21 protein-coding genes are annotated in these 23,062 nt (G+C 70.9%); 11 read left to right on the forward strand and 10 right to left on the reverse strand.

Annotation, left to right across the window (positions count from 1 at the left end; genetic code table 11):
* Window positions 1–305: 305 nt before the first annotated feature.
* Entirely contained in the window at window positions 306–704 is a 399-nt protein-coding gene (locus ACIPTO_RS26315) for a DUF3099 domain-containing protein (RefSeq protein WP_401196098.1), read from the reverse strand.
* 247 nt (window positions 705–951) lie between these two features.
* On the opposite strand from ACIPTO_RS26315, the gene ACIPTO_RS26320 reads away from it, so the two are divergent.
* Window positions 952–1,230 (forward strand): GlsB/YeaQ/YmgE family stress response membrane protein, encoded by a 279-nt coding sequence (locus ACIPTO_RS26320; protein WP_366319265.1) that lies wholly within the window; start codon window positions 952–954, stop codon window positions 1,228–1,230.
* Window positions 1,231–1,354: 124 nt separating this feature from the next.
* On the opposite strand, the gene tyrS is transcribed toward ACIPTO_RS26320, so the two are convergent.
* Genes tyrS through ACIPTO_RS26335 form a run of 3 tightly spaced genes read right to left on the reverse strand, consistent with a single transcriptional unit; the run spans window position 1,355 to window position 5,583 of the window.
* Complete coding sequence (gene tyrS / locus ACIPTO_RS26325) at window positions 1,355–2,623, reverse strand: tyrosine--tRNA ligase (protein ID WP_366319263.1); 1,269 nt, start codon at window positions 2,621–2,623, stop codon at window positions 1,355–1,357.
* A 45-nt stretch (window positions 2,624–2,668) separates the two neighbouring features.
* Window positions 2,669–4,063, reverse strand: coding sequence for a metallopeptidase TldD-related protein (locus tag ACIPTO_RS26330; protein ID WP_366319261.1), 1,395 nt, complete (start codon window positions 4,061–4,063; stop codon window positions 2,669–2,671).
* Window positions 4,060–5,583 carry a TldD/PmbA family protein gene (locus ACIPTO_RS26335; RefSeq protein ID WP_366319259.1) on the reverse strand — a complete coding sequence of 508 codons (1,524 nt, stop codon included), beginning with the start codon at window positions 5,581–5,583 and terminating at the stop codon, window positions 4,060–4,062. The genes ACIPTO_RS26330 and ACIPTO_RS26335 overlap by 4 nt, the downstream gene beginning before the upstream one ends.
* A 240-nt stretch (window positions 5,584–5,823) precedes the next feature.
* On the opposite strand from ACIPTO_RS26335, the gene fabG reads away from it, so the two are divergent.
* The 3 genes from fabG (at window position 5,824) to ACIPTO_RS26350 (ending at window position 7,822) form a co-directional block, all read left to right on the forward strand.
* Window positions 5,824–6,528, forward strand: coding sequence for a 3-oxoacyl-[acyl-carrier-protein] reductase (fabG, locus tag ACIPTO_RS26340; protein WP_366319257.1), 705 nt, complete (start codon window positions 5,824–5,826; stop codon window positions 6,526–6,528).
* A 5-nt stretch (window positions 6,529–6,533) separates the two neighbouring features.
* Complete coding sequence (gene fabI / locus ACIPTO_RS26345) at window positions 6,534–7,301, forward strand: enoyl-ACP reductase FabI (RefSeq protein ID WP_366319255.1); 768 nt, start codon at window positions 6,534–6,536, stop codon at window positions 7,299–7,301.
* A gap of 167 nt (window positions 7,302–7,468) precedes the next feature.
* Window positions 7,469–7,822, forward strand: a complete 354-nt coding sequence (locus ACIPTO_RS26350) for a hypothetical protein (RefSeq protein ID WP_366319253.1) — start codon at window positions 7,469–7,471, stop codon at window positions 7,820–7,822.
* On the opposite strand, the gene ACIPTO_RS26355 is transcribed toward ACIPTO_RS26350, so the two are convergent.
* Window positions 7,797–8,492 (reverse strand): FadR/GntR family transcriptional regulator, encoded by a 696-nt coding sequence (locus ACIPTO_RS26355; RefSeq protein WP_366319251.1) that lies wholly within the window; start codon window positions 8,490–8,492, stop codon window positions 7,797–7,799. The two genes, ACIPTO_RS26350 and ACIPTO_RS26355, sit on opposite strands and share 26 nt — an antisense overlap.
* Before the next feature lie 82 nt (window positions 8,493–8,574).
* Between ACIPTO_RS26355 and ACIPTO_RS26360 the strand changes: the two genes are divergently transcribed.
* From ACIPTO_RS26360 to ACIPTO_RS26375, 4 genes are all read left to right on the forward strand, one after another.
* Window positions 8,575–9,891, forward strand: coding sequence for a CynX/NimT family MFS transporter (locus ACIPTO_RS26360; RefSeq protein WP_401196103.1), 1,317 nt, complete (start codon window positions 8,575–8,577; stop codon window positions 9,889–9,891).
* A gap of 48 nt (window positions 9,892–9,939) precedes the next feature.
* The gene (locus ACIPTO_RS26365) at window positions 9,940–10,056 is read left to right on the forward strand and encodes an SGM_5486 family transporter-associated protein (protein WP_086021959.1); all 117 of its coding nucleotides are present in this window, start codon (window positions 9,940–9,942) and stop codon (window positions 10,054–10,056) included.
* A 227-nt stretch (window positions 10,057–10,283) separates the two neighbouring features.
* Window positions 10,284–10,490: a hypothetical protein gene (locus ACIPTO_RS26370; RefSeq protein ID WP_352184505.1), complete on the forward strand. Its 207-nt coding sequence runs from the start codon at window positions 10,284–10,286 to the stop codon at window positions 10,488–10,490.
* Window positions 10,491–10,567: 77 nt separating this feature from the next.
* Window positions 10,568–11,092, forward strand: coding sequence for a SixA phosphatase family protein (locus ACIPTO_RS26375; RefSeq protein ID WP_401196107.1), 525 nt, complete (start codon window positions 10,568–10,570; stop codon window positions 11,090–11,092).
* Between the two features lie 306 nt (window positions 11,093–11,398).
* Here ACIPTO_RS26375 and serB read toward each other — a convergent pair whose 3' ends face one another.
* Both serB and ACIPTO_RS26385 read right to left on the reverse strand, forming a co-directional pair.
* Entirely contained in the window at window positions 11,399–12,607 is a 1,209-nt protein-coding gene (gene serB, locus ACIPTO_RS26380; RefSeq protein WP_401196109.1) for a phosphoserine phosphatase SerB, read from the reverse strand.
* Window positions 12,608–12,979: 372 nt separating this feature from the next.
* Window positions 12,980–15,241, reverse strand: a complete 2,262-nt coding sequence (locus ACIPTO_RS26385; protein ID WP_401196112.1) for a streptophobe family protein — start codon at window positions 15,239–15,241, stop codon at window positions 12,980–12,982.
* A 240-nt stretch (window positions 15,242–15,481) separates the two neighbouring features.
* Between ACIPTO_RS26385 and ACIPTO_RS26390 the strand changes: the two genes are divergently transcribed.
* A complete protein-coding gene (locus ACIPTO_RS26390) occupies window positions 15,482–18,001 on the forward strand; it encodes an FHA domain-containing protein (RefSeq protein ID WP_401196114.1) in 2,520 nt (839 codons plus the stop codon).
* Between the two features lie 90 nt (window positions 18,002–18,091).
* On the opposite strand, the gene ACIPTO_RS26395 is transcribed toward ACIPTO_RS26390, so the two are convergent.
* The 3 genes from ACIPTO_RS26395 to ACIPTO_RS26405 form a co-directional block, all read right to left on the reverse strand.
* Complete coding sequence (locus ACIPTO_RS26395; protein WP_401196116.1) at window positions 18,092–18,847, reverse strand: transglycosylase SLT domain-containing protein; 756 nt, start codon at window positions 18,845–18,847, stop codon at window positions 18,092–18,094.
* 298 nt (window positions 18,848–19,145) lie between these two features.
* Complete coding sequence (locus ACIPTO_RS26400) at window positions 19,146–20,267, reverse strand: S-adenosylmethionine:tRNA ribosyltransferase-isomerase (protein WP_401196119.1); 1,122 nt, start codon at window positions 20,265–20,267, stop codon at window positions 19,146–19,148.
* On the reverse strand, window positions 20,264–20,959 hold the full coding sequence (locus tag ACIPTO_RS26405; protein WP_401196121.1) for an SDR family NAD(P)-dependent oxidoreductase: 696 nt from the start codon (window positions 20,957–20,959) through the stop codon (window positions 20,264–20,266). The genes ACIPTO_RS26400 and ACIPTO_RS26405 overlap by 4 nt, the downstream gene beginning before the upstream one ends.
* A gap of 185 nt (window positions 20,960–21,144) precedes the next feature.
* Between ACIPTO_RS26405 and ACIPTO_RS26410 the strand changes: the two genes are divergently transcribed.
* Both ACIPTO_RS26410 and ACIPTO_RS26415 read left to right on the forward strand, forming a co-directional pair.
* On the forward strand, window positions 21,145–22,290 hold the full coding sequence (locus ACIPTO_RS26410; protein WP_401196123.1) for a GAF domain-containing sensor histidine kinase: 1,146 nt from the start codon (window positions 21,145–21,147) through the stop codon (window positions 22,288–22,290).
* Window positions 22,283–22,924, forward strand: coding sequence for a response regulator transcription factor (locus ACIPTO_RS26415; RefSeq protein WP_328684197.1), 642 nt, complete (start codon window positions 22,283–22,285; stop codon window positions 22,922–22,924). The genes ACIPTO_RS26410 and ACIPTO_RS26415 overlap by 8 nt, the downstream gene beginning before the upstream one ends.
* The last annotated feature ends 138 nt before the right edge of the window (window positions 22,925–23,062 follow it).

Consider the following 23,062-nt stretch of genomic DNA (forward strand, 5'->3'; position numbering starts at 1 on the left):
GCCGGAGGATCCCCACCGCCCGGAACGCGCTCGCGTGGAGCGACGTGGGCAGCGCTTGGCTCTGCCGATGAGGGGAGGGACGCGGGCCCGGTTCCGAAGGGTGCTGCCTGGGCCTCACATGGCGACGCCGAGCAGCCACGGGGGGAGCTGCCCGGCGTCGGTCCGTCGCTCCGACGGGGGATGCGGAGCGCGTACGAAGTATGTCACGCGGAACCGGCCGCCCGGCACCGGAACAACATGATTGATCTGAGCTTTTCTTGAGCTTGGCGAGGGCTGGGCTTCCGGTTCGGACGCGTTCGCCATGGTCACGACCGGTCGTACGGTTCGCCTCCCGGAGCCGGTGGCGGCTCGGTCACGGCCTCTTCCGGGACGGCTCCCGTGAACGCCTCGTCCGACCTCGGCGGTGCGATCATCGGCCGCAGCGGCGTGGTGACGAATGTGGACGGAAGCCCCGGCGCGTTCTCCCGCCCGGCGTTCGCGATCACCACGGCGACATAGGGGAGGAGCAGACCGAGCACCAGCGCGACGATTGCGACGTGCCGTTCGACGTTCCACAGTGCGCAGGCGAGGATCACCGACACCGTACGGATCGACATCGAGATGATGTAGCGGCGCTGCCGGCCGCGGATGTCCTCCGCGAGTCCCGTGCGGGCTCCGGTGATCCGGAACACCTGGGCGTTGCCCTCGCCGTGCTGCTTCCGCATCACATTCCACCATCCGCCCGCATCGGACTCTCCCCGGCCCGCAACCCCGGTTCACAGCCGATCCGGGAACGGGGCCCCGACACGTCCTACGTTACGCCGCGCCTCCGCCGCCTTCGAGACCGGGGGACCTCCGGTCACGGCGACCGGACTGCGCCGTACCCCGTACGGCCCCACCCGACATGCGCCGTACCGCGACCGGGCCCACACTTGGCGTAATGCTCACGTAGAGCCGTACAAGGAGGCAGCCATGGGCTGGTTGTGGGCCATCATCGTGGGATTCGTGCTGGGCCTGATCGCGAAGGCGATCATCCCGGGCAAGCAGCACAGTCCCCTCTGGCTGACCACCATTTGCGGCATTCTCGGCGCCATCGTCGGCAACGCGATCGCCCGAGCGGCCGGCGTCGCCGCCACCAGCGGCATCGACTGGAGCCGCCACGCGTTCCAGCTCATCGCCGCGGTCATCATCGTCTTCGTCGTCGACATGGCGTACATGGCGACCATCGGCAAGAACAAGCAACGCGCCTGAGGACAGCGCTCCGGAGCGCGCCTCGAAGGGGCGCGGGGGCCGTGGCGATGTACCGCCCGACCGCGTGGCACGACCGGCCACAGCGAGCGGGCGGTACCGCCCGGCCCCCGCGCCCCTTCGGCGTCTACGCTCCGGTCACCTCGACCGCGGCCAGGTTCTTCTTGCCGCGCCGCAGCACCAGCCACCGCCCGTGCAGCAGGTCCTCCTCGGAGGGAACCGCGTCCTCGGCCGCGACCTTCACGTTGTTCACGTACGCCCCGCCCTCCTTCACGGTCCGGCGCGCGGCGGACTTGCTGGCCACCAGCCCCACCTCGGCGAACAGGTCGACGACCGGACCGAGCTCGGCGACCTGGATGTGCGGCACCTCGGAGAGCGACGCGGTCAGCGTCTTCTCGTCCAGCTCCGCCAGCTCGCCCTGCCCGAACAGCGCCCGGGACGCGGCGGTCACCGCGGCCGTCTGCTCGGCGCCGTGCACCAGCGTCGTCAGCTCCTCGGCCAGCGCGCGCTGCGCGGCACGGGCCTGCGGCCGCTCCTCGGTCTGCCGCTCCAACTCCTCAAGCTCCGCGCGGGACTTGAAGGACAGCATGCGCGCGTACGTGGAGATGTCCCGGTCGTCCGTGTTCAGCCAGAACTGGTAGAACGCGTACGGCGTGGTCATCTCCGGGTCGAGCCAGATGGCGGTGCCCTCGGACTTGCTGAACTTCGTGCCGTCGGCCTTGGTCATCAGCGGGGTGCCGTAGGCGTGCACCGTGGCGTCCGGCTCCAGGCGGTGGATCAGGTCCAGGCCCGCCGTGAGGTTGCCCCACTGGTCGCTGCCGCCCTGCTGGAGGGTGCAGCCGTACCTGCGGTAGAGCTGGAGGAAGTCCATGCCCTGGAGGATCTGGTAACTGAACTCCGTGTAGCTGATGCCCTGGTCGGAGTCCAGGCGCTTGGCGACGGAGTCCTTCGCGAGCATCTTGTTGACGCGGAAGTGCTTGCCGATGTCCCGCAGGAACTCGATCGCGGAGAGGTTCGCCGTCCAGTCGAGGTTGTTGACCATGACCGCCGCGTTCTCGCCCTCGAAGGACAGGAACGGCTCGATCTGACGGCGCAGCCGCTGGACCCAGCCGGCCACCGTCTCCGGGTCGTTCAGCGTGCGCTCCGCCGTCGGGCGGGGGTCGCCGATCTGGCCGGTGGCCCCGCCGACCAGCGCCAGCGGCCGGTGACCGGCCCGCTGGAGCCGGCGCACGGTGAGCACCTGCACCAGGTGGCCCAGGTGGAGCGAGGGCGCCGTCGGATCGAAGCCGCAATAGAACGTGACGGGACCGTCCGCGAGCGCCTTGCGCAAAGCATCTTCGTCGGTGGACAGGGCGAACAGGCCCCGCCACTTCAGCTCGTCGACGATGTCCGTCACGGTTCTCGTATCTCCTTGGGATGGTCTCGTGGATCAGGTACGAGGTTATACGCCCCGACTGACAGAGCTCATATTGAAGTCGGGCACCCGCAGCGGGGGCATCGCGGCCCTGGTGAACCAGTCGCTCCACTCCCGCGGCAGGGTCTTCTCCGTCCGCCCCGCCTCGGTGGCCCGCCCCAGCAGGTCGACCGGCGACTCGTTGAACCGGAAGTTGTTCACCTCGCCCGCGACCTCGCCGTTCTCCACGAGGTAGACGCCGTCCCGGGTCAGCCCGGTGAGCAGCAGCGTCGCCGGGTCGACCTCGCGGATGTACCAGAGGCAGGTCAGCAGCAGCCCGCGCTCGGTGCTCGCGACCATCTCCTCCAGGGAACGGTCCTCGCCCCCGCTCAGGATCAGGTTGTCGATCGCCGGCGCCACCGGCAGCCCGGTGAGACCCGCGCTGTGCCGGCTGGTCAGCAGATGCCGGAGCTCGCCGTCACGCACCCAGTCGGTGGCGGTCAGCGGCAGCCCGTTGTCGAACACCGACTGGTCGCCCCCGGAGCTGTGCGCGAGCACGAACGGGGCGGATTCCAGGCCGGGTTCGTTCGGGTCGCTGCGCAGCGACAGCGGCAGTTCGGTGAGCTTCTCGCCGACGCGGGTGCCGCCGCCGGGCTGGGAGAACACCGTGCGTCCCTCGACCGCGTCCCGGCCCGACGCCGACCACATCTGGTAGATCAGCAGGTCCGCGACGGCCGTCGGCGGAAGCAGCGTCTCGTACCGTCCGGCGGGCAGCTCGATCCGCCGCTCCGCCCAGCCCAGCCGTACGGCCAGTTCGGCGTCCAGCGCGGCCGGGTCGACGTCCTTGAAGTCCCGGGTCGAGCGGCCGGCCCAGGCCGAGCGCGTACGGTCCGGGGACTTGGCGTTCAGCTCCAGGGTGCCGTTGGGCTGGTCATGGCGCAGGCGCAGCCCGGTCGACGTCCCCAGGTAGCTGGAGACCAGCTCGTGGTAGGCGAAGCCGTACAGCTCGCGACCGCCCGCACGCGCGCGTGCGAACGATTCGCCGAGCGACGGGGCGAAGTCCGCGAACACCGTGGAGGAGGTCTCGGCGGGTCCGTCCGTGAAGTCGGGCGACGAGGGTACGTCCGTGACGAGCGCCTGCGCGTCCTCGGCGGGCGCGGCCCCGCGCGCGGCGGCCTCGGCGGCCCGGACGAGCGGCTCCAGCTCCTCCGGGGTGACGGCGGACCGGGACACGACCCCCGAGGCGGTGCCCTCCTTGCCGTCGACGGTCGCGATGACGGTGAGCGTGCGCCCGCGCGTGACCCCGTTCGTGGTCAGCGCGTTGCCCGCCCAGCGGAGGTTGGCGGTCGACTGCTCGTCGGCGATGACGACACAGCCGTCGGCCCGGGAGAGTTCGAGGGCGCGCTCGACGATCTCGTGCGGCTTGTTCGTACGAGGACTCATCGACCGGCCTCCTGCGTGGTGTTGAGGATGTTGACGCCTGTGAAGAGGGCGGACGGGCAGCCGTGCGACACCGAGGCGACCTGGCCCGGCTGGGCCTTGCCGCAGTTGAAGGCGCCGCCCAGGACGTAGGTCTGCGGGCCGCCGACGGCCGCCATGGAGCCCCAGAAGTCGGTGGTCGTCGCCTGGTAGGCGACGTCCTTCAGCTGCCCGGTGATCCGGCCGTTCTCGATCCTGAAGAACCGCTGCCCGGTGAACTGGAAGTTGTAGCGCTGCATGTCGATCGACCAGGACCGGTCGCCGACCACGTAGATCCCGCGGTCGACCCCGCCGATCAGATCCTCCGTGGACAGCCCCGCCGGATCGGGCTGGAGCGACACGTTCGCCATGCGCTGCACCGGCACATGGCCGGGGGAGTCGGCGTAGGCGCAGCCGTTCGAGCGCTCGAAGCCGGTCAGCTTCGCGATGCGGCGGTCGAGTTGGTAGCCCACCAGGGTGCCGTCCCTGACCAGGTCCCAGGACTGGCCCTCGACGCCCTCGTCGTCGTAGCCGATCGTCGCGAGGCCGTGTTCGGCGGTGCGGTCGCCGGTGACGTTCATCCGCTCGGAGCCGTACTTGAGCTTGTTGAGCTTGTCGAAGGTCGCGAAGGAGGTGCCGGCGTAGGCGGCCTCGTAGCCGAGCGCGCGGTCCAGTTCGGTGGCGTGGCCGATGGACTCGTGGATCGTCAGCCAGAGGTTGGACGGGTCGACGACTAGGTCGTACAGGCCCGCCTCGACGCTCGGGGCCCGCATCTTCTCGGCGAGCAGCTCCGGGATCCGCTCCAGCTCGGCGTCCCAGTCCCAGCCGGTGCCCGTGAGGTACTCCCAGCCGCGGCCCACGGGCGGCGCGATGGTGCGCATGGAGTCGAACTCACCGGTCGACTCGTCGACCGACACGGCGTTCAGCTGCGGGTGCAGCCGCACCCGCTGCTGCGTGGTCACCGTCCCCGCGGTGTCGGCGTAGAACTTGTTCTCGTGCACGGTGAGCAGCGACGCGTCCACGTGGTTGACGCCGTCCGCCGCCAGCAGCCGGGCACTCCACTCCGCCAGCAGCCCCGCCTTCTCCTCGGCGGGCACCGAGAACGGATCGATCTCGTACGACGAGATCCACGTCCGCTCCTCGTGCACCGGCTCGGCGGCCAGCTCCACCCGCTCGTCCGACCCGGCCGCCCTGATCACCTGGGCGGAGAGCTTCGCCATCGCCACCGCCTGGGAGGCGACCTTGGCGGCGGCGTCCAGGCTCAGGTCGACGCCCGACGCGAACCCCCAGGTGCCGCCGTGCACGACCCGCACCGCGTACCCGAGGTCGGTGGTGTCCGACGTACCGGCCGGGCGGGCGTCCCGCAGCCGCCAGGACGCGCTGCGCACCCGCTCGAACCGGAAGTCCGCGTGCTCCGCGCCGAGGGCACGCGCGCGTGCGAGCGCCGCGTCGGCCAGAGCACGTAGCGGAAGCGCCGTGAAGGCTTCGTCGATGGAATGAGGCACGGAGGTCTCCCTGCTGTCGTCGCCTGTCGGGTCCGATCATGTCGCGCGAGCGGGCGCGGGGACCACACGTTTCCGCGCCCGGTCGGCACTTTCTGTAGGGACCCGACAGCGAGTCCCGTAAGCCACTGTCGGTGCCCGATTGTCCGCCGGACGGGGCGGACCGATAGGTTTTCGATAAAGCCGCCTGTCAACCAGGTGTATCTGGCAAGCGTGCAGAACCGCTATCGAAAGGGTGATCCGTTGAGCCGCTCGGTTCTCGTCACCGGAGGCAACCGGGGCATCGGCCTCGCCATCGCCCGCGCATTCGCCGACGCCGGCGACAAGGTCGCCGTCACATACCGCTCGGGTGAGCCGCCGGCCGGCTTCCTGGCCGTCAAGTGCGACATCACCGACCCCGAGCAGGTGGAGCAGGCCTACAAGGAGATCGAGGCCGAGCACGGCCCGGTCGAGGTCCTGATCGCCAACGCCGGCGTCACCAAGGACCAGCTCCTCATGCGCATGACCGAGGAGGACTTCACCTCGGTCATCGACACCAACCTCACCGGCACCTTCCGGGTCGTCAAGCGCGCCAACCGCGCGATGCTGCGCGCCAAGAAGGGCCGTGTCGTCCTGATCTCCTCGGTCGTCGGCCTGATGGGCGGCCCCGGCCAGTCGAACTACGCCGCCTCCAAGGCCGCCCTGGTCGGCTTCGCGCGCTCCCTCGCCCGTGAGCTGGGCTCGCGCAACATCACCTTCAACGTCGTCGCGCCCGGCTTCGTGGACACCGACATGACCAAGGCGCTCACCGACGAGCAGCGCGAAACGATCATGAAGCAGGTGCCGATGGGCCGGTACGCGCAGCCCGAGGAGGTCGCCGCGACGGTGCGGTTCCTCGCCTCGGACGACGCCTCGTACATCACTGGAGCCGTCATCCCCGTAGACGGCGGACTGGGAATGGGTCACTGATCACCATGAGCGGAATCCTCGAGGGCAAGCGCGTCCTGATCTCCGGTGTGCTGCTGGAGTCCTCCATCGCCTTCCACGCCGCCAAGCAGGCCCAGGAGCAGGGCGCCGAGATCATCCTGACCGCGTTCCCGCGGCCCACGCTGACCGAGCGCATCGCCAAGAAGCTCCCGAAGCCCACCAAGGTCGTCGAGCTCGACGTCACCAACGACGAGCACCTGGCGCGCCTCGCGGACGTCGTGGGCGAGGAGTTGGGCGGCCTGGACGGTGTCGTCCACTCCATCGGGTTCGCGCCCGCGGACGCGCTCGGCGGCAACTTCCTCAACACGCCGTTCGAGTCGGTCGCCACGGCGATGCACGTCTCGGCGTTCTCCCTGAAGTCGCTGACCATGGCCTGCCTGCCGCTGATGCAGAACGGCGGCTCGGTCGTCGGCCTCACCTTCGACGCGTCCTTCGCGTGGCCGCAGTACGACTGGATGGGCCCGGCCAAGGCCGCCCTGGAGGCCACCAGCCGCTACCTCGCCCGCGACCTGGGCAAGCAGAACATCCGCTGCAACCTCGTCTCCGCCGGCCCGCTCGGCTCGATGGCCGCCAAGTCCATCCCGGGCTTCAGCGAGCTGGCCTCCGTGTGGGACAACCGCTCCCCCCTGGAGTGGGACCTCAACGACCCGGAGCCGGCCGGCAAGGCCGTCGTCGCCCTGCTGAGCGACTGGTTCCCGAAGACCACCGGCGAGATCGTCCACGTCGACGGCGGCCTGCACGCCATCGGCGCGTAACACCGCCACGGAAGCACGGAAAGGGCCCGCACCGGAGACGGGGCGGGCCCTTTGCGCGTCACCCGTTCGGCCCACCCGGCCGGGCGGGGACCGAGGACAACTGCGCACCCTGGATTACGCGTTCACCACACGATTTCCTCCCCAGCACCGCCGAGGAGGTTCCCCTTGTGCGCCTGTCCCGCAGCCTGGCCTCAGTGACCGTCGCCGTCGCGCTCGTCATCTCCCTGGCCTACGAGGCGATGCCCCACGCACGCGTGGAGGCACGAAAACCGTCCGCGCCCCAGCTGTTCGGCGCCGACTGCCGCACCGCCGTCCACGGCTCGCACGTGATCGCGTACTGCCACAACCCGTACCCCCGGACCGACCGCGTCAGCCTGCACATCGAGTGCGACCGCTGGTGGGACATCGACAGCGACGGCATCGCGACCGACGCGGGACCGGCGCAGACCGTACGGCTCACCGGCCGCTGCTGGGAGGACGTCCGCGCGGTGTGGGTCAGTCACCAGAAGCGGGCGAGCTGAAGCGCAGCGCACGGCACACGAACGGATAGCCCGCGGCCTCCTCGGCGGCCGCCTGCGCGTCCCCCACGCGGATCGCGTCCACCAGCCGCGTGTGGTCCATGTAGGTCTCCGGGGTCAGCGCCTCGCCGACGTCCGCGCGCAGCCACTCCCGCAGCACCTCGCCCAGGTCGGCGTACATCGCCGTCATGACGTCGTTGTGCGAGGCCGCCACCACGGCCATGTGCAGGGTCGCGTCGGCCGTCACGAAGGCCTCCGTGTCACCCGACGCCCACGCCTCCTCACGCCGTACGAGGAGGGCGTCCAGCTGCTTGAGGTCCTTCTCCGTGCGCCGCTCGGCCGCCAGCTGCGCCGCCGACGACTCCAGGGTGGAGCGCAGTTCGGCGATGTGCCGGGGGTCGGCGTCCGCGAAGCGGCGGTGCATCACACCCGCCAGCTCGCTCGTCGCGACGACGTAGGTGCCGGAGCCCTGGCGGATGTCCAGCAGGCCGTTGTGCGCGAGCGCGCGGACGGCCTCCCGGACCGTGTTGCGAGCGACCCCGAGCTGCTCGACCAGCTCCGGCTCGGTCGGGATCCGGGAGCCGACCGGCCACTCGCCCGAGGTGATCTGGTTCCGCAGCGCGGCGATGACCTGCTCGGAGAGCGCCGAGCGACGGGGGTGACTCAGGGGCATGGCACACCTTCGCATGGGCGGGGCGGGAGCGGGCCACCCGGGGATGGACAACCAATCATCCCATCATTCTATGATGGGCGACATGGTACGTGAGGAAACAGGCGCACTGAAGTCCACGACGAACATCGGCGAACCGGCCCCGGCAGACTCCCCGGAGTCCACCGGAGGCACCCCCACGCGCGCGTGGACCAAACGTCTGATCGTCGTCGGCATCGTGCTGGCCGCGCTGAACCTCCGCCCCGCCATCACCAGCCTCGGCGCCCTCCTCGAAGAGGTCCGCGACGGCCTCGGCATGAGCGGCAGCGTCGCCGGACTGCTCACCTCCGTACCCCCGCTCTGCTTCGCCCTCTTCGGCGTCATGGCCCCCCGCCTCGCCCGCCGCTTCGGCCCGGCCGCGGTGGTCTGCGCGGGCATGGCGGCCATCACCGCGGGCCTCCTCATACGGCCCTACATCGGCGGCACACCCGGCTTCCTGATCGGCAGCGCGCTCGCCCTCATGGGCATCGCCGTCAGCAACGTCCTGATGCCGGTGATCGTCAAGCGCTGGTTCCCCGACCGGGTCGGCTCGATGACCGGCCTGTACTCGATGGCGCTGGCCCTCGGCACCTCCGCCGCGGCCGCGATCACCGTCCCCGTCACCGATGCCCTGGGCGGCAGCTGGCGCTCGGGCCTCGCCGTCTGGGCGACGCTGGCCGCCGCGGCCGTACTCCCGTGGATCGCACTCCTACGACACCGCGAAGCACCCTCCGGGGAACAGCCTCCCCGCGCGCGGGAGGGCGCCGACAGGGCACCCGCCACCGGGGCGCAGCCGGTGCTGCGGATCACCCGCAGCCGTACCGCCTGGGCCCTCGCCGTGTTCTTCGGACTCCAGGCCACCGCCGCCTACATCACCATGGGCTGGATGGCACAGATCTTCCGGGACGCCGGGGTCTCCGCGGGCACGGCGGGGCTGCTCCTGGCCGTCACGATGGTGATGGGCGTGCCGCTGGCCTTCGTCATCCCGCGGCTGGCCACCCGGCTGCCCCGGCAGGGCCCGATCGTCATCGCGCTCGGCCTCTGCGGTCTCGCCGGATACGCCGGCCTGTACCTCGCGCCGGCCGGCGGCGCCTGGGCCTGGGCCGTACTGCTCGGCATCGCCAACTGCTCCTTCCCGCTGGCCCTGACGATGGTCGGCATGCGGGCCAGGACCGGTGCGGGCGTCGCCCAGCTGTCCGCGTTCGCGCAGAGCACCGGGTACCTGATCTCCATCCCGGGACCGCTCCTGGTCGGCGTGCTCTACCAGAGCAGTGGCGGCTGGGGACTCCCGATCGCCCTCATGGCAGGCCTGATGATCCCGCAGATGGCCGTCGGCGTCCTCGCGGGACGCAACCGCACGGTGGAGGACGAGGCGGTCCGCTGACCTCACCCCGGCGCGTCCGGTACGGGCCGGTGGTGCGAGACTGGGCGCATGCCAGTGCTCGATCCGAACCCCCAGAACGGCCAGCGGAAGATGCTCCTCGTCTTCGGCTCGTTCTTCGCCATCTTCATCGTCATCGCCATCATCGCGACGATCGCCTCGCCGTGACCGCGTCCCGGTGACCGGGCGTCCGTGACCGGATGTCCGTGACCGAGTCCCCGTCAAGGTGCCTCCGCAGGCCGATGGTGGGGTTGTCCCCACCATCCCCTAGGGGGTGAGGCTCAGGGTCAAGTGGGTGGATCTCCGGATGGGTTGGAGGCCGGAACGTCCGTAACTTCGATGGTGTGACCGCGAGAAGCGGATCGCGGACCACTCGGAGACCAGCGGAGGCATCCATGTCGGCCCCTACGCACACCCGGCCCCACCCGGCGACCACGGGCGGCGTCGACATCAGGCTGCCGTGGTGGGCCCTCGCCCTGCCGACGCTCGCGTTCATCGTGCTGCTCGTGCTGATGCTCAACCCGACGGACGCCCAAGCGGCCGGCTCGGACCCGATGATCACGCACCTCTTCGAGCGCGCGCACCAGCTCATAGCCCGCTGAGCAGTCCCTGGGCATCCGCGCGGCCACCCCGTCAACTCCCTGCGCCCCATGGCCTGTTTCGTGCGAAGCTGGATCCCATGAGCGTCGCAGAACCCCGCAGGATCGTCCTCTTCCGGCATGCGAAAGCCGACTGGCCCCAGGTGACCGATCACGAGCGGCCGCTCGCTGAGCGGGGCCGCTTGGACGCGGCCACCGCCGGAAGCAGGCTGGCCGACACCGGCATCCCCTTCGATCTGGCCCTCTGCTCCACCGCGGTCCGGACCCGGGAGACCTGGAAGCTCGCCGTCCACGAGCTCGCGCACCGGCCGAAAACCGTCTACGAGGAGAGGCTCTACGAAGCCTCTCCCGGCGAGCTGATCGCGGTGCTGAACGAGACGCCGGACGACGCGCGGAACGTGATCCTCGTCGGCCACAACCCGAGCGTGCAGGCGCTGGCGGAGATTCTCCCGGGTGCGGGTCCCACCGGTGGTGAGGCCCGGGAGCGGCTGGCTCGCAGGGGGTTCGCGACCGCAGGGTTCGCCGTGCTGTCCTTCACCGGTTCCTGGAAGGCGCTGGAGCCGGGTGTGGCCACGCTGGACGACTACTGGGCGCCGTCGGAGTAAGACGGAGCGGGCTAGGCACGGCAAGGCAGGGCAAGGCCTGACAGGACCTGACAGGGCTGAGCAGACAAGGCAGGGCAGGGCTGAGCAGGCGGGACGGCGGTCGGATCGGCCGTGCGGGCCCGTGCGTGCTGTGCAGGCCGTGCAGGCCGTGCATGACAAGGGGCCCGGCACCGTGTGGTGCCGGGCCCCTGAAAGTGGCGTAGGCCTGGATCGGTGCCCGGTGCCCGGTGCCCGGTGCCTGGGCCTCGACCCTCGGTCTTTGGTCCTCGGCCCGTGTCCGGTTCGGGGTGGTGCGGGGTCGGGGGGTCAGTCCTCGTCGTGGGTGTCCGCGGCCTCGACCTCTTCGCGGGTGACGCCCAGCAGGTACAGCACGGTGTCGAGGAACGGCACGTTCACCGCGGTGTGCGCGGCCTTCCGTACGACCGGCTTCGCGTTGAAGGCGACACCGAGGCCGGCCGCGTTGAGCATGTCCAGGTCGTTGGCGCCGTCGCCGATCGCCACGGTCTGGGCGAGCGGCACGCCCGCCTCGGCGGCGAAGCGGCGCAGGAGCCGGGCCTTGCCCGCGCGGTCGACGATCTCGCCGGTGACCTTGCCGGTGAGCCGCCCGTCGACGATCTCCAGCGTGTTGGCCTGGGCGAAGTCGAGCCCGAGCCGGTCCTTGAGGTCGTCGGTGACCTGGGTGAACCCGCCTGACACGACGCCGACTTGGTAGCCGAGGCGCTTGAGCGTGCGGATCAGGGTGCGGGCGCCGGGTGTCAGGCGCACCTCGCTGCGGACCTTGTCGACGACGGACGCGTCGAGCCCCTTCAGCAGTGCCACGCGCGCGTGCAGCGACTGCTCGAAGTCCAGTTCTCCGCGCATCGCGGCGGCGGTGACCTCGGCGACCTCGTCCTCGCAGCTGGCGTGTGCGGCGAAGAGTTCGATGACCTCGTCCTGGATGAGCGTGGAGTCGACGTCCATGACGACCAGGCGCTGGGCCCGCCGGTGCAGTCCCGCCGCCACGACGGCGACGTCGACGCCGAACATCGCCGCGTCGGTGACGAGGGCGGTGCGCAGCGGCTCGGTCTCCACACCGGACACCGCGAACTCGACCGCCGTCACGGGGTACTTGGCGAGCCGGAAGATACGGTCGATGTTGCCGCCGGCGCGGGTGATGCGGGCGGCGATGGCCGCGGTGGACTCCGCGGTGAGGGGGTGGCCCAGCACCGTCACCAGCGAACGGCCCAGCCCGCGCGGGCGGTTGTCGCCGAGGCCGGAGATGATCTCCGCCTGCATCTTCATCGACTCGGCCCAGCTGTGCACGGTGGCCCGGAGATCCCCTTCGAGCCCGGCGGGGGGCGGCGTCACGAGTGCGCACAGCACCATCCGGCCACGGGTGACGACCTGCTCGATGTCGACCACGTCGACGGAGTAGGCGGCGAGGGTGTCGAAGAGCCCGGCGGTGATGCCCGGCCTGTCCTTGCCGAAGATCTTGACGAGGAGAGTGGGGACGTCAGAGGTCTGCGAAGCGCTCATGGTGTACCCACCGTATCCGGCACGCAGTGCCTTATGCCGCAGAGGTCCGCCTAGCGGACACGGAACAGTGGGTGTCGGACTGGTGGCGCGGACCTTACGGGGCGATCACGAAGGGGGCGGGAGTGGTCAGGAGGCGGGGTGAGGTGGTCGTTTTGGGGCGGGGTGTCGATCAGAGGGTGACCTGTTGTCGGGAGTGGGGGCGCGGTGTGTCGGAGGCTGAGCCGTCAGCACCCTCAGCACCGTTAGCAACGCCAGCGGCGTAAGCATCGTCAGCCCGTGAGATGCCTCGACCGTCCCCCGGCCGACGTCGACCACGCCGTACCCGGAACCGCGCCGCACCCGGAACCACGCCTCACCCGGCACCGGGATGGATCACCGCCGCCCCTTGGGCCTCCCCGGAGGGGGCGGTGGGGGTGTCGTCGGCGGGGGAGGCGGAGGTTGCTGACCGTCGTCCGGGTCGTCCCCCGGCCAGTCCCGCGAACGTGACCCCGGCCGACGTCGGGGTGACCGGGACGGTGGCTCGTAGGACTGGGCCATGGTCGGAGCGCCGTACATGTCGCCGGGCGGCGGGGGGAGGCCGGGTGGCTGCGGACCGTCGTAGCGCTGGGTGTCGTCGGGCGGTACGCCTCCGGGCGGTCGCGTGGTTCCGGCGTACGGCCCGCCCCCACCGGCCCCGAACTGCCCAGCTCCGCCCGGCGGTTGAGGGTGACCGGCGGCCGGTTCCCCTCCACCCTGGGGCCTGCCACCTCGCTGCGGCAGCCGTCCGTCGGGCGGCCACGGACCCTCTTGCCGGGAACCCGCACTCGGTGGCCACACGACCTCCGTGGGTGATCCGGCACCCGTCGGCCGAGCAGTCCCACGGGACCGATCCCCACCTCCAGGTCCTCCACCGCCGGGTCCTCCGCCGCCAGGCCCCGGACCACCAGGTCGGGCATCCCCGGACGGCCTGCGGTCCTCCGGTTGCCGTAACTCATCAGGTACTTGGAGATACGGATTGGTCGCGGGATTGGGCGCGCGGTAGGGACTGCTCGGCACATAGGGCCCCGAGTCGCCAGCGGTCTCCGGCCCTCCCGCATGCCCCGAACCGCCCCCACGGTCCCCAGGCCCCCAGCCACCCGCCCCTGACCCGGACCCCGATCCCACCCCGACTCCGGCCCCGATCCCTTCCTCCGTCCCCGTCCCCGTCCCTGACCCCCACTTCCCCACGTCACCCCGTGCCAGCCGCGAAGCCTGCTGTCCCGCCGCGCCGGTCGCGTACGCGAGCAGTCCGCCGACACCCCCCGCCCCCGCTCCCCACACCGCACCCAGCACCAACGCCATGCCCATGTGCCCGTGCAGCTCGATCCCCGCCCCGAACGCGTCGAACCCGAGCACCGACAGCGACGCGTCCACCGACACATCCGTCAGCCATGCGAGCAATGGCAACGTCAGCGCGGTGACAACCCCCAGCCGCACGGCACATCGCCCGGCGAACCCCGCCGCACCCTGCCGACCACGTGCACCGGCGTGACTACCTGCGCCCATCCCCACAGGCGTCCGCGCGGCGGCCAGCACCCCCGCCAGCAGCATCATCAGAGCCGTGGCCACCGCCAACAGCCAGACCCGTCCGTCCAGTTCGGCCAGCCGGCCCAGCGTCACCGGCTGGTTCGACTTCGCGCTGAGGAGTTGGTCCAGGGGGTGGGGGAGGAGTTTCGAGAGTTCGCCCGTCGCCTGGCCGTCCCAGGGGACGAAGAGGCCGAGCGGGATGCCGAGCCAGACGCCGTTCGGGGCGCCCAGCAGGGCCGCGCCCGCGATCCGCTTCGGGTGGTCGTCGCCGATCGCCGCGTACGCCGCCGCAGCGAGCCCCGCCGCCACCGCGACCAGCAGGACCGTGACGAGGGCGGACGCGGCCGGGCGTACGACACGGTGGACCGCCTCCCAGCCGCGCGGCAGGGGAGTGCGGCGCGAGGCCAGCAGGGCGATCAGGAGGATGCCGGCCGACCAGCCCAGCCCGCCCAGCAGGGTCGGTGCCGTGTCCACCGTGAAGCCGACCGCCGCCTTCGCCTTGACCAGGTCGCCGAGCTTGCCCGGCACCAGCCCGCCGATGTCACCGATGTCGCCGAGGCCGGGGATGTGCACGCCCCCGCCCCCGCCGCCGCCCGTCAGCCTGTCGAGGCCCAGCTTGCTCCCGTCGATCGTGATGACGTCGTGGCCGGCCCACGCCAGCCCGCCCAGCATCGCCACGAAGAGCGCGATCACCGAGACCGCGCGCGCGAGGAGTTCGGCCGGCGCGATCACGACTCCGGCCGCCCGCAGGGACCGTAGGAAGAAGTACGACAGCAGGAGGGCGCCCACCAGGCTCACGCCCAGCGGCGTGATCGTGACGGCGGTGTTCGCCTGCGCGCCGGTCATGCCGAAAGCCGACACGTCGCCGGTCGGGGTGATCGAGCCGCCCGCGCCGAGGGCCACCACCGCCGCGGTCATCGGGCCGAGCGAGCCGGTCGCGTCGGCGCCCAGCAGATGCAGGCCGAGGGCCGCCGTGCCCGCCATGCCGATCAGGGCCCAGCTCACCGCCGCGACGGCGGAGAGCAGGACGTCGCTCCAGGGCACCCTCGTGTCGTCGTGCGTCGTCCTGACACTCGTCGCTGAGCTCATGACAGACCCCCCGATCCGCGGCGCGGTGCGGACACCGCACATGTCCCCCTCGCGTGGATTACCACTCTCCGGGTCGGTTTCAACCCCGTCAACGGAACCGGCGAAGGCGTACCGACGTGGTCTTCACAAGGCCCGACTTTCGGTCAGGGGGTGCAGCCTGAAATAGTTCCCGACGATGTTCGCCATCCCTAGACTCCCTGTGATGGGGGTAACTCGGGGGACTACTCAGTGGGGCATGGAGTGCCGGAACTCGTACTGGAATTGAATGGACGGACCTGGACGCTCGACGCGTCCCGGTCCTACACCCTCGGACGTGATCCGCAGGGGGACGTCGTGGTCGACGACGCCAGGGTCTCCTGGCGGCACGCCACGATCAGCTGGGGCGGCCGGAGTTGGGTCATCGACGACCACGGCAGCACCAACGGCACGTTCGTGCAGGGCCAGCGCATCCATCAGATGGAGATCGGCCCCGGCACGTCCGTGTACCTGGGCAACGCGACCGACGGCCCGCGCCTGAACCTGTCGGGTGCCGCGGCGGCCGTCGCGACCCCGCAGGCGCAGCCGCAGCAACAGCCGTACGCCGCACAGGGGGCGGGCCCCGGCTGGGCGCAGCAGGCCCCACCGCAGCAGGCTCCGGCGCAGACGCCTGAGCAGCAGCGTTATCAGGCTCCTGTGGCCGGCGCGAACATTCCGCCGCAGCAGGGATCCGGCGCCGGCGCGGGGGCGCCGTCGGTCTACGGCGACCGCAGCCCGACCACGTTCCACCAGTTCTCGCTGGGCCGTGTGATGCGGATCGGCCGTGCGCTGGAGAACGAGCTGGTGGTCTCGGACCTCCAGGTCTCGCGTCACCACGCCGAGTTCCACGCGACGCCCGACGGCCGTTTCGAGATCCGCGACCTGGGCTCGCACAACGGCACGTACGTCAACGGCCAGCCGATCACCAAGGGCGGCTCCGCGCTGCTCGGCCCGAACGACATCGTCGGCGTCGGCCACTCCACGTTCCGGCTGGTCGGGGACCGGCTGGAGGAGTTCGTCGACACCGGTGAAGTCTCCTTCTCCGCACGGCACTTGACGGTGACGGTCGACGGCGGCAAGCAGATCCTCAAGGACGTCTCCTTCGGCGTACCGGAGAAGTCGCTGATCGCGGTCATCGGCCCGTCGGGCTCCGGCAAGTCGACCCTGCTCAAGGCGCTGACCGGTTACCGGCCCGCCAACCAGGGCGACGTCCTCTACGACAACCGCAACCTGTACAAGCAGTTCGCCGAGCTGCGCCAGCGCATCGGTCTGGTCCCGCAGGACGACATCCTGCACAAGGAACTGACCGTCAAGAAGGCCCTCAAGTACGCGGCCAAGCTGCGCTTCCCCGCCGACACCACCGGCTCCGAGCGCGAGGCCCGTATCGACGAGGTGCTGCGCGAGCTGAAGCTCGACATCCACAAAGAGAAGAAGATCACCTCCCTCTCCGGCGGCCAGCGCAAGCGCGTCTCGGTGGCCCTGGAGCTTCTCACCAAGCCCTCGCTGATCTTCCTGGACGAGCCCACCTCGGGCCTCGACCCGGGCATGGACCGCGACGTCATGCAGCTGCTGCGCGGCCTCGCCGACGACGGCCGCACGGTCCTCGTCGTCACCCACTCCGTGGCCGAACTGGCGATCTGCGACAAGCTGCTGGTGATGGCCCCGGGCGGCTCCGTCGCCTACTTCGGCCCGCCCGAGGAGGCGCTGAACTTCTTCGGCTACGACACCTGGGCCGACGTCTTCTCCGCCTTCGAGAACTACCGCGACTACGACTGGGCCGGCCGCTGGAAGGGCTCGCAGCACTACCAGATGTACGCCGCGGACATCGACGCGATAGCCCCGCAGTCCGTACAGATGCCGCCGATGCAGGCGATGAAGCCGCCGAAGCCGCAGGGCTGGATGTCGCAGTTCGTCACGCTGGTGCGCCGCTACGTCGCCGTCATCGCCTCGGACAAGGGCTTCCTGGCCCTGATGGTGATCCTGCCGGGCGTCCTGGGCGCCGTCAGCCTCCTCATCGACTCGGGCAACAGCCTGCTGCCCAACCCGGCCCGGGCGAACGGTTCCATCGTCCCGAACGGCACGGCGACCACGGTTCTGCTGATCCTCGCGGTCGGCGCCTGCTTCGCGGGCGCGGCCAACTCCGTCCGTGAGCTGATCAAGGAACGGGTCATCTACGAACGGGAGCGTGCCACCGGCCTGTCCCGTTCGGCGTACCTGATGTCCAAGGTGTTCGTGCTCGGTGTGATCACCGCGCTGCAGGGCCTGATGGTCGGTGTCATCGGCTTCGCCAGCCGGGAGATCCCTAAGCAGGGCCTGGTCCTCGGCAGTCAGACCATGTTCGAACTCTGCATCCCGATCATGGGTCTGGGCTTCACCGCGATGATGTTCGGCCTGATCATCTCCTCGCTGGTGAAGACGGCCGAGAAGACCATGCCGCTGCTGGTCATGTTCGCGATCATCCAGGTCGTGTTCACCGGCTGCCTGTTCACCCTGAACGGCTCGATCGGCGTCAACCAGTTCTCGTACCTGATGCCCTCGCGCTGGGCGGTCGGCGCCGCGGGCGCCACGCTCGACTTCAACAAGATCAGCCCGCCCAAGCCGGGCGACAGCACCGACCCGCTGTGGGAGCACACCGTCGGCGCCTGGGGCCTGGACATGGCCGCGCTGATCGCCCTCGGCGTGATCTGCGGCTTCTTCGTGGCCCGCTTCCTGCGCCGCCACGAGCCCGAGGTCATGCGCAAGTAGGTCCGCTGCGACGACGCCGAAGGGCGGCGCCCCTGGTGGGGGTGCCGCCCTTCGGCGTCGGTACCGAGACCCAGAGGTCCGCCGGAGGCCTCAGTACGCGCTGTTGACGTTGTCGATCGAGCCGTACCGGTTGGCCGCGTAGTTGGCGGCGGCGGTGATGTTGGCGACCGGGTCGTAGATGTTCGTCGAGGTACCGGAGACGTGGTACGCGTTGAACGTCGGCTGGATCACCTGGAGCAGGCCGATCGACGGAGTGCCGTTGACCGCGTTGATGTCCCAGCCGTTGATCGCGCTGGGGTTGCCCGAGGACTCCCGCATGATGTTCTTGTACAGGCCGTTGTACGACCCCGGGATGCCCTTGGCCCGCATGATGTCCAGGGCCTGGTTGATCCAGCCGTTGAGGTTGTTGGCGTAGGTCTTCGCGGCGACGGGCTGGATCCTGACCCGCTCGGTGGAGCGGCTCGCGGCCTTCTTGGCCTTGCGCGCGGCCTCCGCCTTCTTCCTGGCGGCGGCTTCGGCGGCGGCCTTCTTCTTCGCGGCGGCGTCCGCCTTGGCCTTGGCGGCCTTCGCCTTGGCGTCGGCCTTCGCCTGGATCGCCTCGGTCTTCAGGCTCGCGCCGGCGAGCTGGTCGGTGACGCTGGCCTTGACGCCCTTGATGGGCTCCGAGCTGTACGCGATCTTCGCCGTGGGGGCGGCGTCGCTCGTGGTCGTCCCCGCGCCGCCGGGCACCGCGGAGAACGCGAGGGCCGCGGCGCCGAGCGTGGCGACACCGGCGAGCGCGATCTTGTGCTGCTTGGTCAGCTTGGTCAGGCGACTATGAGCAGGAGTGTTCAGGTTCTTGGGCATGGCGGATGGACCTCTTCGAGTTGCGCGGAGGTCGCTCACCGTCCGGCGGGGACGCGGGTGCTTCCGGCACAAACGCCGCGGAGGAGATCCGCGGCGCTGAGCGACGGCTGCAATTCTTAGCGGCCGCAAAAACCTGTGGCAAAGGTGTGACGTACGATCCCCGGTAGTGGAGCAGGGAAGGGCAAAACGGGACAGACAGGACCGTCTGCCCCGCTCAAGCGGTGCGCCTATATCTCCTATGTCCGCTAGTACGTGATCTGCGCCCTATGTGCGGGCTCACACCGCCCCCTCCGTGGCCTCACTCGTAGTTGCGAGAGCAACGCACCGTGTGAGGATCCTCCTCCGGAAGGATGAGGTGCACGTCCCCGAACTCGTGCCACAGGTAGAGCCCGCGCAACGCCTCCTCATAACTCCGGCCCACGGCGGCCCGCCCCGCGACCGCCTCCAGCATCAGCAGATGCGAGGCCTCCGGCTCGTGCAGCCCCGTCAGCAGCCCGTCCACCACCCGCACACCCCGCTCCGGGGTCACGACCAGGTCCGTCCACCCCGCACGCGCGCGGACGACCCCGTCCTCCCCGGCGGCCGACTCCACCGCCCGCACGGCCGTCGTCCCGACCGCGACCACCCGCCCGTCGCCCGCCCTGACGGCGTTGATCAGCCGCGCCGACGCCTCCGGCACCGCGAACCGCTCCGGATACGGCGGCTCGTGCGCCTCCGCCGACGCCACCCCGGTGTGCAGCGTGACCGGCGCGAACTGCACCCCCCGGCTCACCGCCTCCGCCACCAGCCGCGCGGTGAACGGCCGAGCCGCACTCGGCATCTCCGCACTGCCCGTCCCGTCCTCGGCCGGCAACGAGAACACCGTCTGATAGACGGCCAGCGGCTGATCCCGCTCCGTATAGGAGTAACGGATGGGCCGCCCGTGCTCCCGCAGCAGCGCGGGCACCTCCGAACCGGACACCCCCGCCCACCACAACCGCTCGCCCCGCCCGCTCAACGGCTCCTCCAGGATCAGCCGCACACCCCCGGGCAGCCGCACCTCCGTCCCCTCCGGGCCGCCCGCACGCGCGCGTGTGGTGCCCTTCCCGTCCGGCTCCCGCAGCTCGACCGCCCACCGCCCGTCATCGCCCCGCGTCGAGAAATGCACCACCACGCGCGTGTGCCCGACCCGCCCGTCCACCGCGGCGGCCAGCGTCGGCGACGTGTTCACGACCAGCAGATCCCCGGCCCGCAGCAACCGCGGCAACTCACCGAACACGTGATGCGACACCTCGGTACCCCGCGACACCAGCAGACGTACGGCGTCCCGGTCGAGCCCCGGCCCGCGCTGCTCGGCCGGCACCCGCGCGGACAGCTCCTCCGGGACCTCCACCCCCGCCCGGCTGCGCTCGAACGGGGGGACGCCCATGGCCACGGTCATCGCTCCTCCAGCAGGGCCGGGGCGCCGTAGCGACCGCTCGCCGGACGCTCGTCCAGCAACCGCAGGAAGCCCGGCACCACGGCCGAGGGCTCCGGCCGCGGCTCACCGTCGTCCGGTACGGCCGCCGCGTACAGGTCCGTGCCCATGTCCCCGGGGTCGACCGCCCACACCCGCAGCCCCGGCTCCTCGGCCGCGAGCACGGCCGCGAGCTGGTCCAGCGCCGCCTTGGACGCGCCGTAGCCGCCCCACGTCTCGTACGCCTCGGCCGCCGCGTCCGAGCTGACCGCGATCACCGCGCCCGCACCCGAGGCCCGCAGCAGCGGCAACGCCTCCTGGACCAGTCCCAGGGCGGCCACCACGTTCACCTCCAGCGCCCGCCGCAGCCCGTCCAGGGCCAGCTCCTCCAGCCGGACGAGCGGCTCGGCGCCCAGCGCGCTCGCGTTGCTCACCAGGAGGTCGAGGCCGCCCAGCTTCGTCGCCGCGGCCACCAGGTCGGTCCGGTGCGCGGCATCCGTGACGTCCCCGGGGACGGCCTCCACGCGCGTGCCGTACGCGGCGACCGCCGCCGCGGCCTCCGCCAGCACCCCCTCAGTCCTGGCGTCCAGCACCAGATCCCAGCCGCGCGCCGCCAGGGCCTCGGCGAGTGCCCGCCCCAGCCCCTTGGACGCCCCCGTGATGATCGCTACCGACATGACACACACGTCCCCTCGTCCACTACGCCGCCATCGGCGTGCCCCCAACGTAGGAACGGGACCGCCCGCGCCGCGTCGGCCCCGGGCCGCATCCGCGGGGGCCCTTCGGCCTAGGCCCACCGGACCAGAAGGCGGGCGTCACCGGCCCGATCCGCACTGTCACACCCCGCCGGTACCGTGAGGACATGAGTCAAGGTCCACGGTCCGGCCTCGCGGCGGTGAGTTCCGCACTGCTGGCCATGAGCAGGCACCTGGAGGTGCGCGACGTCCTCAAGACGATCGTCGCCTCGGCCCGTGAGCTGCTCGACGCGCAGTACGCCGCCCTCGGCGTCCCCGACGACCACGGCGGCTTCGCCCAGTTCGTGGTCGACGGCGTCAGCGACGCCCAGTGGAAGGCCATCGGCCCGCTCCCGCGCCAGCACGGCATCCTCGCCGCGATGCTGCACGAGGCGAAGGCCGAGCGCCTCGCCGACGTCCGCAAGGACCCCCGCTTCGAGGGCTGGCCCTCGGCCCACCCCGACATGTCCGACTTCCTGGGCCTGCCCATCCGCGACGACGACGAGGTCATCGGCGCTCTGTTCCTCGCGAACAAGAACTGCCCCAAGAAGGACGGCGGCTGCGGCTTCACCGAGGAGGACGAGGAACTGCTCTCGATCCTCGCCCAGCACGCGGCCATCGCCCTCACCAACGCCCGCCTCTACGAACGCAGCCGCGAACTGACCATCGCGGAGGAACGCTCCCGCCTCGCCCACGAGTTGCACGACGCGGTAGCCCAGAAGCTGTTCTCCCTCCGCCTCACCGCGCAGGCCGCCGCCACCCTGGTCGACCGCGACCCCTCCCGCGCCAAGGGCGAACTCCAGCAGGTGGCCGTGCTCGCCGCCGAGGCCGCCGACGAACTCCGGGCAGCGGTCGTCGAGCTGCGCCCCGCCGCCCTCGACGAGGACGGACTGTTCGCCACCCTGCGCACCCAGATCCAGGTCCTCGACCGTGCCCACACCGCACGCGTCACCTTCACCGGCCGCGGCTTCCGAGCCCTCCCCGCGGCCCAGGAGGAGGCCATGCTCCGTGTCGCCCAGGAGGCCCTGCACAACGCGCTGCGCCACTCCGGCGCGGAGCACGTCACCGTCACCCTGGCACGGCACGGCGGCGGAGCGGTCCTCCGGATCACCGACGACGGCAGCGGCTTCGAACCCCAGTCGATCCGCCGCGCGGGACGCCACCTCGGCCTGGTCTCCATGCGGGACCGCACCAACGGCGTCGGCGGCACACTGACCGTGGAATCGGCGCCCGGCAAGGGCACCACGATCGAGATGGAGGTCCCCGGTGGCTGAACCGATCAAGGTCCTCATCGTCGACGACCACCAGGTCGTCCGCCGGGGCCTGCGTACCTTCCTGGAGGTGCAGGACGACATCGAGGTCGTCGGCGAGGCCGCCGACGGCGCCGAAGGAGTCGCCCGCACCGAGGAGCTGAAGCCCGACGTCGTCCTCATGGACGTCAAGATGCCGGGCATGGACGGCATCGACGCGCTGCGCAGACTCCGCGAACTCGACCTCCCCGCGCGCGTGCTGATCGTCACCAGCTTCACCGAACAGCGCACGGTGATCCCGGCCCTGCGCGCGGGCGCCGCCGGTTACGTCTACAAGGACGTGGACCCGGACGCCCTGGCCGGCGCCATCCGCTCCGTGCACGCGGGCCACATCCTGCTCCAACCCGAGGTCGCCGGCGTCCTGTTGTCCCAGGAGGAGTCCAACTCGGGTCAAGGGAGAGGCGGTTCGCTCACGGAGCGGGAGCGCGAGGTGCTCGGCCTGATCGCCGACGGCCGCTCCAACCGCGAGATAGCCCGCGCCCTGGTGCTCTCCGAGAAGACGGTCAAGACCCACGTCTCGAACATCCTGATGAAGCTCGACCTGGCGGACCGCACCCAGGCCGCCCTGTTCGCCGTACGCCACGGCCTGACGCGGTGACCGCACAAGGCGATCCGCCGAGGTGGGAGAGGTCCGCCGGCAACACGGAGCGTCCTCTTCCGGGCTGAGATTCATACCGTCGTGGGAATGTCCCCCGAATGGCGCATCCTTCGTGGATCTCCGCCGTTCTCCAGTGCG

Source organism: Streptomyces sp. NPDC090083, assembly GCF_044747445.1.
Classification (GTDB): Bacteria; Actinomycetota; Actinomycetes; order Streptomycetales; family Streptomycetaceae; genus Streptomyces.

Excerpts from the sequence above, each read along its gene's own strand:
- ACIPTO_RS26315 (WP_401196098.1), bottom strand. The coding sequence starts at position 704 with ATGCGGAAGCAGCACGGCGAGGGCAACGCCCAGGTGTTCCGGATCACC.
- ACIPTO_RS26320 (WP_366319265.1), top strand. The coding sequence starts at position 952 with ATGGGCTGGTTGTGGGCCATCATCGTGGGATTCGTGCTGGGCCTGATC.
- ACIPTO_RS26330 (WP_366319261.1), bottom strand. The coding sequence starts at position 4,063 with ATGAGTCCTCGTACGAACAAGCCGCACGAGATCGTCGAGCGCGCCCTC.
- fabI (WP_366319255.1), top strand. The coding sequence starts at position 6,534 with ATGAGCGGAATCCTCGAGGGCAAGCGCGTCCTGATCTCCGGTGTGCTG.
- ACIPTO_RS26355 (WP_366319251.1), bottom strand. The coding sequence starts at position 8,492 with ATGCCCCTGAGTCACCCCCGTCGCTCGGCGCTCTCCGAGCAGGTCATC.
- ACIPTO_RS26360 (WP_401196103.1), top strand. The coding sequence starts at position 8,575 with ATGGTACGTGAGGAAACAGGCGCACTGAAGTCCACGACGAACATCGGC.
- ACIPTO_RS26365 (WP_086021959.1), top strand. The coding sequence starts at position 9,940 with ATGCCAGTGCTCGATCCGAACCCCCAGAACGGCCAGCGGAAGATGCTC.
- ACIPTO_RS26370 (WP_352184505.1), top strand. The coding sequence starts at position 10,284 with ATGTCGGCCCCTACGCACACCCGGCCCCACCCGGCGACCACGGGCGGC.
- ACIPTO_RS26375 (WP_401196107.1), top strand. The coding sequence starts at position 10,568 with ATGAGCGTCGCAGAACCCCGCAGGATCGTCCTCTTCCGGCATGCGAAA.
- serB (WP_401196109.1), bottom strand. The coding sequence starts at position 12,607 with ATGAGCGCTTCGCAGACCTCTGACGTCCCCACTCTCCTCGTCAAGATC.
- ACIPTO_RS26385 (WP_401196112.1), bottom strand. The coding sequence starts at position 15,241 with ATGAGCTCAGCGACGAGTGTCAGGACGACGCACGACGACACGAGGGTG.
- ACIPTO_RS26395 (WP_401196116.1), bottom strand. The coding sequence starts at position 18,847 with ATGCCCAAGAACCTGAACACTCCTGCTCATAGTCGCCTGACCAAGCTG.
- ACIPTO_RS26400 (WP_401196119.1), bottom strand. The coding sequence starts at position 20,267 with ATGACCGTGGCCATGGGCGTCCCCCCGTTCGAGCGCAGCCGGGCGGGG.
- ACIPTO_RS26405 (WP_401196121.1), bottom strand. The coding sequence starts at position 20,959 with ATGTCGGTAGCGATCATCACGGGGGCGTCCAAGGGGCTGGGGCGGGCA.
- ACIPTO_RS26410 (WP_401196123.1), top strand. The coding sequence starts at position 21,145 with ATGAGTCAAGGTCCACGGTCCGGCCTCGCGGCGGTGAGTTCCGCACTG.